The organism is Arthrobacter sp. UYCu712 (assembly GCF_040547005.1).
Classification (GTDB): Bacteria; Actinomycetota; Actinomycetes; order Actinomycetales; family Micrococcaceae; genus Arthrobacter.
Genome location: NZ_JBEPOZ010000008.1, coordinates 102290 through 114805, shown reverse-complemented (window position 1 = coordinate 114805; position 12516 = coordinate 102290). Strand labels below are relative to the sequence as shown.

The following is a 12516-nucleotide window of genomic DNA, read 5'->3' as shown; positions in this document are numbered from 1 at the left end:
TCCTGGCTTGAGCTGGTGAACAAAGGATTCATTCAGGATGCGAGGACGGCCCGTGCACTGTTTCCAGCACCCGTACCGCGGTACCACCTCACTTACCGCCACCGGTCCTGCTCCTTCGGGAAGAAGCTGCTCCGGCGTCGGCCGCTCGTTACTGCTGTGACGGGCTTACCCGTCCGGTTCTACCGGCCCTGGCGCGTGCTGACGTTGCGTCGGGGCGTTCTTCCGGAAGCTCACCGGTGATGGCCGGGTCAAAGCTGATATGTCGATGTTACCGGAGAAGTCACTGCGTTTCACTGCACAGCCCGGTCCGCTGGCAGTGAAACGCAGTGACGGCGGCTTAGTGCCCGGGCTGGAGTTTGAAGCTGTGCGGAAGTTTCAGGCCGGCACCTGCCATGACCCCGCGGAGCCGGTCCGGGTAGTCGGTGATGATCCCGTCGACGCCGGCGTCGATCAGCGCCTTCATGGTCGGCTGGTCATCGACCGTCCACGGAATGACCTGCATCCCGGCAGCGTGGGCCCGGTGCACCATGTCCGCGGTGACGTAGGGGACGTAGCCGGGGTCCGTGACCTTGCCGTTCTGCGGCGTCCCGTGCACCGGAGAGACGGCGTCGAAACGGAGAGCGGCCGCTGCCGCGACGAGGTCGCCGCCAAAATCGTCCGCGTCAATGCCGCCCAGCCACGGCGAGCTGCCCGGCTGCCCGGCCTGGAGGAAGTCCTTGTTGGTCAGGGCCACGGTGCGGATCTGCGGATCGCGCTGCTGGACGAGGCGGAGGGAGCCCCAGTCGAAGCTCTGGATGGAGACGCGGCTCTGCATGTGGGCGGCCTGGATTTCGCGGAGGGCGACGTCGACGAACTGCTCGCGCGGGGCGGTTTCCTCCGGCGCACCGGCCTCGACTTTCGTTTCGATGTTGAACTTCACCTGGCTGGCCCGGTGGGAATCGGCGAGCGCAAAGACTTCGGCGAGAGTGGGCATCTTGGCACCCGGAGACGCCGTCTGGCCCGGAAACTGCGGCTGGGTAAGCGAACCACAGTCCAGGCTGCGGACCTGCTCGAAGGTCAGGTCCTTGATGAACTTGCCCGCATAGGGAAACTCCGGGTCGTTCGGCGTGACCGGTGCCGTATCGAGGCACTTCTTGTCGCTGACCTTGCGGTCGTGCGTGATGACTTCGCGGCCGTCCCTGGTGATCTGGAGGTCAAGCTCCAGGGTCGACACACCGGTCTCGAGGCCCCTGGCGAAGGACGCCAGCGTGGATTCGACGGTCAGTCCGATTCCGCCGCGGTGGGCTTCAAGGTCGAAATGGTTGTCCGTGCCGCGGGCGTCCGTGCCGTGGTTGTCCGTGCCGATGGCGTGGGCCTGGGCGGAGGTGGCGAGGAGCAGGGCTGCGCTGAGTACGGCAGCGCCAAGCTTCGTCGGGGTTCGCATGGGAAAGGGTCTCCACTCTGGTGGTGTGCAGTTGCGCCTGCCACGGTTCCGTTCCGCAGCCAACTGCCGGCCGCGGCGGGCTGGCCGGCGCACCACGGGCTGGTGAATGTTGGGCGTCACGGCCGCGGCCAATAAATCAACGGCGACGCCGTGCCGGGGACTGCCTAGACTCGTGCCATGACAGTCCCCTTGGGCGATCCGGGCAGCCGCGTGACGGGCCGCCGCGCGCGTCGCCTCTGGCTGCCGTCGGCACTGCTGGTCGCCGCGCCTGTGGTGGTGCTGTCCTTCTTCCGTGCCGTCCCGGCAGCGTGGCCGACGCCGGTAGTGCAGCTGGTGGCCTTCACGCCGTGGCTTGTGTTCCCCGCCGCGGCGGCCTTGTTGCTGGCACTGCCGAGCCGCCGTTCCTGGGCTGTCCTGCCGGCGGCCGTTCTCCTGGCCGTCCAGTTCTTCTGGCTGTACCCGCCGGACGTGCTCCTGGAACGGCGCGAGGGCCAGCTTCAGGGACGGGGGCCGGATGCGTCAGCAGCGGCGCCGGCGGCGGAGCTGAAAGTCATGAGCCTCAACGCCGGAGTGGGCGGTGCGGATGCCGCCGGCGTAGTCAGGCTGGTCCGGGACAACGGTGTGTCGTTGCTGGCGGTCCAGGAACTTTCACCTGCCCTCGAGAAACGGCTGGACGCCGAGGGGCTGGGCGGGCTGCTTCCGAACCGGATCAGTCACTCCCAGGGCGGCGCCAGCGGCGGCGGCGTGTATTCCAACCGTCCGCTGGCTCCGTTGGACACCGTGGCCGGCTCGGCCTTCCGCATCCCCACGCTGCAGCTAAGCCTGGAGGCCGGAGGGCGGCCGGTGGCCCTGGCGGTGACCAACGTGCACACCCAGGCCCCGGTGGAGGGCGAGGCCCCTCAGTGGCGGAGTGACCTGGCCCTGCTGGGCAGCGTAGCCACCCGTCCGGGGAACGTGCTGCTGCTGGGCGATTTCAATGCCACCTTTGACCACGCCGAGTTCCGCAGGTTGTTGGCCGGCGGCCCGGGCAAGCCTGCCGGGGCCGGGAGGCTCGTGGATGCGGGGGTCGTCGCCCTCGCCCGGTTTGTTCCTACCTGGCCCAAAGACGGCCAATGGCTGCCCGGCGTGGTGATCGACCACATCGTGGCCAGCCCGGATGTGCGCATCAGCGGCTATTCCGTGCAGTCTGTGGCCGGAACGGACCACGCGGCCGTCCTGGCCACGCTGTCCGTCCCGGCAGGCGGCTGAGCGCAGCGTCGGGGAAGCCTCAGCCCTTGCGGATCAGTTTGTAGTTGGCGGCCTGCGCTACCGGCCGGATCACGATCTGGTCCAGGTTGACGTGGTGCGGTGCCACCACGGCGTACCGGACGACGTCGGCGACGTCCGCCGCGGTGAGGGGCTTCTCGACACCCCGGTAGACCTTGGCGGCTGCGTCAGGGTTGCCGCCGAGGCGGTTCAGCGCGAACTCCTCGGTCTGAACCAGGCCCGGTGCCACCTCGATCACGCGGACGTTGTGCTCGGCCTCTTCGAGCCGGAGGGCACCGGTGAGTGCATGCTGGGCGAACTTCGCCGCGTTGTAGCCGCCCCCGCCCTCATACGCGGAAAGCCCGGCGGTGGAGGTCAGGTTCAGGACCGTTCCTTCGCCGCAGGCGCGCAGCATGGGCAGGAACGCCCGGGTCAGTTTCATCGTGCCGAGCACGTTGACCTGGTACATCCAGTCCCAGTCGTCGGTCTTGGCGTCGGCCACCTTGTCGGCGCCGCGGGCGCCGCCGGCGACGTTGATCAGCGTGTCGATGCCGCCCGCGCGGGTCACCTCGTCGAGGACGCGCGCGACGTCGGCGTCTTCGGTCACGTCAGCCGGGAGCGCCACAGCACCGGTTTCGGCGGCGAGCGCCGTAAGCCGGTCCGCGCGGCGGGCGACGGCGTAAACCGTCCAGCCCTCGCTCCGGAGGGCACGCACGGTGGCCTCGCCGATTCCGGTGCTCGCTCCGGTCACTACTGCTGCTTTGGCTGCTGCTGCTGTATTTGCAGTTCCTGCGTCGTCGATTCCCTCAGTCATGGCACCACCCTAGCGGCTGGGCCGGGCTCCCCGCGCCCGGTGCCCGCAGGGTGAACTTCCCTACGGAGGGGCGTGAATCAGCGCTGCAGGAACTCCAGCAGCACCCGGGCATGGTTGGTCTCCGGGTCCCTGGCGCCGAACAGCAGCGTCACCGGCCCGTGCTCCGAGGCGAGGTCGCGGAGGGTCTGCACCGCCGGGTTGGTCTCCAGCTCGGCCTCGTAGGCTGCGCGGAAACCGGCGAACCGTTCCTGCATATGCGCGAATTCCGTCCGCAGTGGCGGCGACGGCGCCACCTCCTTGAGCCACAGCCCGAGCTGCGCCCGCTCCTTGGTCACCCCGCGCGGCCACAGCCGGTCCACCAGGACCCGGTAACCGTCGTCGTCGGCGGGCGCGTCATAGACCCGCTTGATCGCAAAACTTCCGGCTGTTTTCTCCATGTGCGCATGCTACTGCAGGGCTGGTTGCAGCCCGTCTACTCCTAAGCGAGCTGCCGCGAGTACGTTCCGGTGTATCCGGGGGTGGAAATAATGGAAGAATTGACCCCATGGCTGAAGACACGCAGGGTACAGACACGCCCACCACCGCCCCCATCAACGTTCCGGACAAGCCCGCCCTGGAGGGGCTGGAAGACGCCCTCACGCGGCGCTGGCTTGACGAAGGGACCTACAAGTTCAACCCGGACACCACCCGGGAGCAGGTCTACTCGATCGACACTCCCCCGCCCACCGCGTCGGGTTCCCTGCACGTGGGGCACATGTTCTCCTACACCCAGACCGACGTCCTGGCGCGCTACCAGCGCATGACCGGCAAGAACGTCTTCTACCCGATGGGCTGGGACGACAACGGCCTGCCCACCGAGCGCCGGGTGCAGAATTACTACGGCGTGCGCTGTGACCCCACCACCGCTTACGACGCCGGCTACCGGCCGCCCGCCGAGCCCGCCAAGAACCAGCGCGACTTCGACGTCGTCTCGCGCCGGAACTTCATCGAGCTGTGCGAGGAACTCGCCGTCGAGGACGAGTTGGTCTTCGAGAACCTGTTCCAGACCCTCGGCCTGTCCGTGGACTGGGACCTGACGTACCGCACCATCGACGACAAGTCCCGCGCCATCTCGCAGCGCGCCTTCCTGGCGAACCTCGCCGCGGGCGACGCCTACATGGCCGAGGCACCCACCCTGTGGGACGTCACCTTCCGCACCGCAGTGGCCCAGGCCGAGCTCGAGGACCGCGAGGTAGCCGGCGCCTACTACCGCTACCCGTTCTTCACCGAAGACGGCGAGAAGATCCACATCGAGACGACCCGTCCGGAGCTGCTGGCCGCCTGCGCCGCCCTCGTGGCGAATCCCGACGACGAACGGTACAAGCCGCTGTTCGGCAAGAAGGTCACTTCTCCCCTGTTCGGCGTCGAGGTTGAGGTCAAGGCCCACCCGCTCGCCAAGGCGGATAAGGGTTCCGGCGTCGCCATGGTCTGCACCTTCGGCGACCTCACCGACGTCACCTGGTGGCGCGAACTCCAGCTCCCCACCCGCGCGATCGTGGGCCGCGACGGCCGCATCATCGGCGAGACCCCGGAGTGGATCGGCACCGACGAAGGCCGCGCCAGCTTCGAGGCCATCGCCGGCAAGACGGTCTTCAGCGCCAAGGAAGCCGTGGTGGAACTCCTGGCCGCGGCCGGGCTCCTGGACGGCGAGCCCAAGAAGATCATGCACCCGGTCAACTTCTTCGAGAAGGGCGACAAGCCTCTCGAGGTCGTGACCTCCCGCCAGTGGTACATCCGCAACGGCGGCCGCGACGCCGAACGGCGCGAGCGGCTCATCGCCCGCGGCCAGGAAATCGAGTTCCACCCGGCGTTTATGCGTTCCCGGTACGAGAACTGGATCTCCGGGCTGAACGGCGACTGGCTGGTTTCCCGCCAGCGCTTCTTCGGCGTGCCGGTCCCCGTCTGGTATCCGCTGGACGCCGACGGGAATCCCGAATACGACGCGCCGATCGTCCCGTCCGACGCGCAGCTGCCGGTGGACCCGGCCGCGGAAACCGCACCGGGTTACGAAGAGGCCCAGCGCGACGTGCCGGGCGGCTTCGCCGGCGACGCCGACGTGCTGGACACGTGGGCCACCTCCTCGCTGACGCCGCAGATTGTGGGCGGCTGGAGCACCGACGAGGCACTCTTCGCCAAGGTCTTCCCGTTCGACGTCCGCCCGCAGGCCCATGACATCATCCGGACGTGGCTGTTCTCCACGGCTGTGCGGGCCGACGCCCTGCAGGATGTCGCTCCGTGGAAGCACGCGGCCATCTCCGGCTGGATCCTGGACCCGGACCGCAAGAAGATGTCCAAGTCCAAGGGCAACGTCATTGTGCCCACCGATGTCCTTGAGGAGTACGGCTCGGACGCCGTGCGCTACTGGGCGGCCTCGGCCAAGCTCGGCGCGGACACCGCCTACGAGATCGCGCAGATGAAGATCGGCCGCCGCCTGGCGATCAAGCTGCTCAACGCCTCCAAATTCGTCCTGAACCTGGGCGCCACGGAAAACTCGGTGGTCTCCGATGACCTCTCCGTCCTGAGCAACCCGCTGGACCGGGCCGTGCTGGCCCAGCTTTCCGATGTTGTCCTGCAGGCCACGAAGGCGTTTGAGAACTACGACTACGCCCGCGCGCTGCAGATCACCGAGAGCTTCTTCTGGCACTTCACCGACGACTACGTCGAGCTCATCAAGGACCGCGCCTACGGTGCTGCCGGCGGGGCGCAGCAGGCCTCCGTCCTGGCCGCTTTGGCCACGAGCCTGGATACGCTGCTGCGCCTCTTCGCCCCCTTCCTGCCGTTTGCGACAGAAGAGGTGTGGAGCTGGTGGCGTGCCGGGTCGGTACACCGCGCGGCGTGGCCGTCGGCCGTCGAGATCGACGGCGACACCACCCTGCTGTCCACTGTGGGGACCGCGCTCAGCGGCATCCGCAAGGCCAAGTCCGAGGCCAAGGTCAAGCAGCGGACCGAGGTGCTGTCCGCGACCATCACGGCATCGGAATCCCTGACGACGCAGCTGAAGGCCGGCCTCGCCGACCTCAAGGCCGCGGCCAACGCGCGTGAACTGGCGCTTGTTGCCGGCGAGGGCGAGCTGACCGTGAGCGACGTCGTGCTGGCACCTGCCGAGGCGCCTGCCCAGGCCTAACCCCCGCTGGGTGATGAGGGCCCCGGCCAGGGAAACCTGGCCGGGGCCCTCGCTCGCCTGCCGGGTCAGGGCCGGTCCGCCCGCTCGAAGACGGCGCGGGCGCGTTGGGCGAGCATTGAGGACGACATCAACGTCGACGGAGCCCATCGGGCAGGCCACCTGGCGGTCACGCCCTTCTGCGGTGGCGTGCGCGGTCTCCAGGACCATCGTGGGCCAAAGTAGCACCGGGTCGAGGTGTGGGCGGCTGCGGGGAAGCAGAGCCAGTCCACGGAGCCGGCCGCACTGGCCAGCGCCGCGGAGCAGCAGTGGCCGGGCTGTTCGGGCAAGTCATCTGGAGGTCAAGCTCATTGAGGGCAAAGGGGAAGCCCCATCAGCGTTTTGCCGTTGGTGGGGCTTCGACTTTTCGATTGTCACGTGACGTCTTCGACAATCTGGCGGGATCCTTGGATTTTCAGGTCTTCCTACCCCGTCACTGGTAGCCATCATCTGACTTTGCCGAAGGCTGCGTCGGATGAGTGTCACTGAATCCTTGGTTCCTGCGTCCCACCTCTCGCGAAGTGGGTAAGTTCTATTGTGCCCGCCCGTTTTGCGGTGCACAAGAGCCCCGGAAGAACTACATCGGAGTAGTTCTTCCGGGGCTCATGGCGGGCCGGAAAGTGGCCGGGCAGGGTGCCCGGTCCGGCGCCCGATGGCCTAGCTGAAGACCGGGCTTTCGGTCCGGCTGCGCTTGATTTCGAAGAAGTACGGGAAGGATGCGAGGGTCACCGTGGCGTCCCAGATCTTGCCTGCTTCCTCGCCGCGCGGGATGCGGGTCAGGACCGGGCCGAAGAAGGCCGTGCCGTTGAAGGCGACGACGGGTGTGCCCACGTCCTGGCCCACCAGGGACATGCCGGCCTCGTGGCTGGTGCGGAGCTGCGCATCGAATTCGTCGCTCTGCCCGGCGGCCGCGAGCTCGGCCGGCAAACCGACCTCGGCGAGGGACTTGGAGATGACCTCGGCGATGTCGCTGTTGCCCTCGTTGTGGATCTTGGTGCCCATGGCGTCGTAAAGCGCCTTGACGTACTCGGTGCCGTGCTTTTCGGCGGCAGCAACAATGACCCGCACAGGCGCCCAGGCCTTGGCCATGAATTCCTTGTACTGCTCCGGGAGTTCGTCGCGGCCTTCGTTGAGCACGGCGAGGCTCATGACGTGCCACTCGGTGCTGATGTCGCGGACTTCTTCCACTTCGCCGATCCAGCGGGACGTGACCCAGGCGAAGGGGCACATCGGGTCGAACCAGAAGTCGGCTTTGTTGGTCATGGATTCAGGCACAGGTGTTCTCCTTGGGAAGTCTGCGGGGAAGTGCGCTGCGGTGGATCGAATGCACGGCGCGCCAATGGTGACAGCGACCGCTACGGGCTGTTTATTCCCGTTCGGGCCTATTCCGGGTCAGGCGGACTTGCGGCGCTTGACGTCGTGGGCGATCATCGTGGGCGCGGCCTTCTTGGTCACGACTTCTTCGGTGATGATCACGCTGGCGACGTCGTCGCGGCTGGGGAGGTCGAACATGACCGGGAGCAGGACTTCCTCCATGATGGCGCGGAGCCCGCGGGCTCCGGTGCCGCGCTCCAGCGCCTGGTCGGCAATGGTGTTGAGTGCCTCGTCCTCGAAGATGAGTTCGACGCCGTCGAGCTGGAACATCTTCTGGTATTGCTTGACGAGGGCGTTCTTGGGGGTCGACAGGATCTGGATCAGCGCGGAGCGGTCCAGGTTGGAGACCGTCGTGATGACCGGCAGGCGGCCGATGAATTCCGGAATGAGCCCGAATTTCAGCAGATCCTCCGGCATGACCTCGCCGTAGGAGTCCGCCTTGTTCTTGACCTCGTTGAGCGGGGCGCCGAAACCGATGCCCTTCCGTCCCGACCGTGACCCGATGATTTCCTCAAGGCCGGCGAAGGCGCCGGCAACGATGAAGAGCACGTTCGTGGTGTCGATCTGGATGAATTCCTGGTGCGGGTGCTTGCGTCCGCCCTGCGGCGGGACCGAGGCCACCGTGCCTTCGAGGATCTTCAGCAGGGCCTGCTGCACGCCCTCGCCCGAGACGTCCCGGGTGATGGAAGGGTTCTCGCTCTTCCGCGAGATCTTGTCGATCTCGTCGATGTAGATGATGCCCTGTTCGGCCTTCTTGACGTCGTAGTCGGCGGCCTGGATGAGCTTGAGGAGGATGTTCTCCACGTCCTCGCCGACGTAGCCGGCTTCGGTCAGCGCCGTCGCGTCGGCGACGGCGAAGGGGACGTTGAGGCGCCGGGCCAGGGTCTGGGCCAGATACGTCTTGCCGCAGCCGGTGGGGCCGATCAGGAGGATGTTGGACTTGGCGAGCTCGACGTCGTCGTGGTGACCGCCCTCGGCAAGGCTTCCGCTCTTGGGGGCGTGCCCGGCCTGGATGCGCTTGTAGTGGTTGTAGACGGCCACTGCGAGCGACCGCTTGGCAGGCTCCTGCCCGATGACGTATTCCTGTAGGAAATCAAAAATCTCGCGGGGCTTGGGCAGTTCGAAACTGCCCAGATCGGCGACTTCCGCGAGTTCTTCTTCAATGATCTCGTTGCAGAGCTCAATGCACTCATCGCAGATGTAGACGCCGGGCCCGGCAATGAGCTTCCGGACCTGCTTTTGGCTCTTCCCGCAGAAAGAACACTTCAGCAGATCCGTGCTCTCGCCAATCCGAGCCATATGTGAACCCCTTTAGTATCTTGCTGGTGCCTGTGACAGGTTCCACTCTAGGTCACTTTGGGCCCGTTGGGTGGAATGCCGACGCCGGTGCGGCCATTTGTGGTGAGCCGCACCGGCGCCGGTATTCGGGTGTTGCGTCGAACTGCTACTTGCTGATTGCCTGCGGCTTGATCTTGCGTGAGTCAAGCACCTGGTCGATCAGTCCGTAATTCATGGCCTCCGCGGCCGTGAGGATCTTGTCGCGCTCGATGTCGTTGTTGACCTGCTCCGGCGTCCGGCCGGAGTGCTTGGCCAGCGTGTCTTCGAGCCAGGCCCGCATCCGCATGACTTCGGCGGCCTGGATTTCCAGGTCCGAGGCCTGCCCGCCCTGTCCGCCGGACAGTGAGGGCTGGTGGATCAGCACACGGGCGTTCGGCAGGGCCAGGCGCTTGCCCGGCGTTCCGGCCGCGAGGAGCACGGCGGCGGCGCTGGCGGCCTGGCCGAGGCAGACGGTCTGGATCTCCGGACGGATGTACGTCATGGTGTCGTAGATCGCCGTCATGGCGGTGAAGGAGCCGCCCGGGGAGTTGATGTAGAGCGTGATGTCGCGGTCCGGGTCGGTGGACTCGAGCACCAGCAGCTGCGCCATGACGTCGTCGGCCGAGGCGTCGTCGACCTGGACGCCGAGGAAGATGATGCGGTCCTCGAACAGCTTGGTGTAGGGGTCCTGGCGCTTGAAGCCGTAGGGGGTGCGCTCTTCGAACTGCGGCAGCACGTAACGGCTGCTCGGCAGGTTACCGGCAGTCGATCCGAAATTGTAGTTCATGTTCATTGCTCCTGAAGTCATTTCTGTCTACGTGCCGGTCAGTTCTCGGTGGCCGTGTCAATGCCGGAGGCAGCGCCGGCGCCGTTGGCGTTGGTCCCGCCGCCGCCCGCCACGGACCCGGCGTGGGCCGCGATCTTGTCGAAGAAGCCATACTCGAGGGCATCCTTCGCGGTAAACCACTTGTCGCGGTCGTTGTCCTTGAGTATGGTCTCCACCGTCTGCCCGGTCTGGTCTGCGGTCAGTTCGGCCATGACCTTCTTCATGTGCAGGATCAGCTCGGCCTGGATCTTGATGTCCGAGGCCGTGCCGCCGATGCCGCCCGAGGGCTGGTGCATCAGGATGCGGGCGTTGGGGGTGGCGTAGCGCTTGCCCTTGGTGCCGGAGGAGAGCAGGAACTGGCCCATGGAGGCGGCGAGGCCGGTGGCGACGGTCACGACGTCGTTCGGGATGAACTGCATCGTGTCGTAGATGGCCATGCCGGCGGTGACGGAGCCGCCGGGTGAGTTGATGTAAAGGTAGATGTCCTTTTCGGGATTCTCCGCCGAGAGCAGGAGCAGCTGCGAGCAGATCGCGTTGGCGTTCTCGTCGCGGACCTCGGAGCCGAGCCAGATGATGCGCTCTTTCAGCAGGCGGTTGTAAATGTAGTTATCCTGGGCTGCCGGATCGACGGTAGCCATCCGGGGTGCCCCTGCTTGCTGTGACATGTGTACTTACCTCTCGCTGGCGACGGTGACGCCACTGGACGACATCACTGAACTTTCCTACATGGACACTAACGTTTTTCACGCCCGCTTTGTGCGCTGGCGCGGGGCTGTTCGCTGACGGCGCACGATTGCCCGGGAGGGTTCATCGACGGCTTAAAAACCCGCACCCCCGGAGCAAGGTCCGGGGGTGCGGGCGGGGACTGCGGGAACGCCGAAGTGTTAGAACTTCACTGCTGCCGGGTCATCGTTCTTGGCGGTCTCGGTTGCTGCCTCTTCGGAAGCGGTCTCCTCGATGTCGGCTTCAGTTCCGGCAGCCGCCTCAACAGCTGCCTCTTCGCCGCCGGGGCGGACGAAGTCGCTGAGGTCAACCTTGTTGCCCTCAGCGTCGGTGACCTCGGCCTGGCCCAGGACGACGGCCAGTGCCTTGCGGCGGCGGACCTCGGAAACCATCATGGGGACCTGGCCGCTCTGATCGATGATCTGGGCGAACTGGTTCGGGTCCATGCCGTACTGGCCGGCTGTGGTGACGATGTAGTCGATCAGCTCGTTCTGGCTGACGTTGACTTCTTCCTTTTCGGCGATGGCGTCAAGGATGATCTCGTTCTGGAACGCACGCTCGGTGTTGGCCTTGACCTCGGCGCGGTGCTCCTCGGTGTCGTGTTCGCCTTCGCCGTGGGCGTTCTCGGCGTTGAAGTGCTGCTCGAGCTGCTCTTCGACGACGGATTCGGGAACCGGGACCTCGACGAGCTCAACGAGCTTGTCCAGGACCTTGTCGCGGGCCTCTACGCCCTGCTCGACGATCTTGGACTCGGCGGCCTGCTTGGCGAGGTCTTCGCGCAGCTCGGCGAGGGTGTCGAATTCGGACGCCAGCTGGGCGAAGTCGTCGTCGGCCTCGGGAAGCTCGCGCTCCTTGACGGACTTGACGACCGCCTTCACCTGTGCGGATTCGCCGGCGTGGTCGCCGCCGACGAGGGTGGTGTCGAAGATGGCGTCTTCGTCGGCGCTCAGGCCGGTGACGGCCTCGTCGAGGCCTTCGAGCATGGTGCCGGCACCGACCTGGTAGGACAGGCCCGTGGCGGAGTCGACTTCGGCGCCGTCGATGGAGGCCGTGATGTCGATGGTGAGGAAGTCCTTGTCGGCGGCCGGGCGGTCGACGGACTTCAGCGTGCCGAAGCGGCCGCGGAGCTCGTCCAGGGCCTTGTCGACGTCGGCGTCGGTGGACTCGGCGGCGGCAACCTCAACCTTGATGCCGGCGTACTCCGGCAGCTCGATCTCGGGGCGGACGTCAACCTCGGCGTGGAACTTGAGTTCACCGTCGGTGGCGGTGGGGTCCGGGACCTCGGTGATTTCAACCTCGGGACGGCTCAGCGGGCGGATGCCGGTTTCCTGCACGGCAGCCTGGTACCAGCCGTTGAGGCCGTCGTTGATGGCAGTCTCCAGCACGTAGCCGCGGCCGACGCGCTGGTCGATGAGCTTGGAGGGGACCTTGCCCTTGCGGAAACCGGGGACCTGGATCTGCGAAGCAACAGTCTTGTATGCCTCTGCGATGCTGGGCTTCAATTCCTCAAAGGGGACCTCAACATTGAGCTTGACCCGCGTGGGGGTGAGGTTCTCGACAGCGCTCTTCACAGTCTAAGTACTCCTGGGTTTAGG

At 66.3% G+C, this 12516-nt stretch carries 10 protein-coding genes; 2 read left to right on the top strand and 8 right to left on the bottom strand.

What is annotated here, in order from left to right; all coding sequences use genetic code 11:
- Positions 1–337: 337 nt before the first annotated feature.
- Entirely contained in the window at positions 338–1423 is a 1086-nt protein-coding gene (locus tag ABIB51_RS10375) for a glycerophosphodiester phosphodiesterase family protein (RefSeq protein WP_354187863.1), read from the bottom strand.
- Between the two features lie 177 nt (positions 1424–1600).
- Here ABIB51_RS10375 and ABIB51_RS10370 point away from each other — a divergent pair, with 177 nt between their 5' ends.
- On the top strand, positions 1601–2671 hold the full coding sequence (locus ABIB51_RS10370; RefSeq protein WP_354187862.1) for an endonuclease/exonuclease/phosphatase family protein: 1071 nt from the start codon (positions 1601–1603) through the stop codon (positions 2669–2671).
- A gap of 19 nt (positions 2672–2690) precedes the next feature.
- Here ABIB51_RS10370 and ABIB51_RS10365 read toward each other — a convergent pair whose 3' ends face one another.
- Together ABIB51_RS10365 and ABIB51_RS10360 are read right to left on the bottom strand one after the other, a co-directional pair.
- Positions 2691–3482 carry an SDR family oxidoreductase gene (locus ABIB51_RS10365; RefSeq protein ID WP_354187861.1) on the bottom strand — a complete coding sequence of 264 codons (792 nt, stop codon included), beginning with the start codon at positions 3480–3482 and terminating at the stop codon, positions 2691–2693.
- A 77-nt stretch (positions 3483–3559) separates the two neighbouring features.
- A complete protein-coding gene (locus ABIB51_RS10360) occupies positions 3560–3919 on the bottom strand; it encodes a DUF488 domain-containing protein (RefSeq protein WP_354187860.1) in 360 nt (119 codons plus the stop codon).
- A 107-nt stretch (positions 3920–4026) separates the two neighbouring features.
- Between ABIB51_RS10360 and valS the strand changes: the two genes are divergently transcribed.
- Positions 4027–6645 carry a valine--tRNA ligase gene (valS, locus tag ABIB51_RS10355; protein ID WP_354187859.1) on the top strand — a complete coding sequence of 873 codons (2619 nt, stop codon included), beginning with the start codon at positions 4027–4029 and terminating at the stop codon, positions 6643–6645.
- A 693-nt stretch (positions 6646–7338) separates the two neighbouring features.
- Here the strand turns inward: valS and ABIB51_RS10350 are convergent.
- The 5 genes from ABIB51_RS10350 to tig form a co-directional block, all read right to left on the bottom strand.
- Positions 7339–7944, bottom strand: coding sequence for a mycothiol-dependent nitroreductase Rv2466c family protein (locus tag ABIB51_RS10350; protein WP_502916111.1), 606 nt, complete (start codon positions 7942–7944; stop codon positions 7339–7341).
- 129 nt (positions 7945–8073) lie between these two features.
- On the bottom strand, positions 8074–9354 hold the full coding sequence (gene clpX / locus ABIB51_RS10345; protein ID WP_354187857.1) for an ATP-dependent Clp protease ATP-binding subunit ClpX: 1281 nt from the start codon (positions 9352–9354) through the stop codon (positions 8074–8076).
- Between the two features lie 145 nt (positions 9355–9499).
- Positions 9500–10159: an ATP-dependent Clp protease proteolytic subunit gene (locus ABIB51_RS10340; protein ID WP_354187856.1), complete on the bottom strand. Its 660-nt coding sequence runs from the start codon at positions 10157–10159 to the stop codon at positions 9500–9502.
- Between the two features lie 38 nt (positions 10160–10197).
- Positions 10198–10836: an ATP-dependent Clp protease proteolytic subunit gene (locus ABIB51_RS10335; RefSeq protein WP_354187921.1), complete on the bottom strand. Its 639-nt coding sequence runs from the start codon at positions 10834–10836 to the stop codon at positions 10198–10200.
- Between the two features lie 246 nt (positions 10837–11082).
- Positions 11083–12492, bottom strand: coding sequence for a trigger factor (gene tig, locus ABIB51_RS10330; protein WP_354187855.1), 1410 nt, complete (start codon positions 12490–12492; stop codon positions 11083–11085).
- Positions 12493–12516 lie beyond the last annotated feature (24 nt).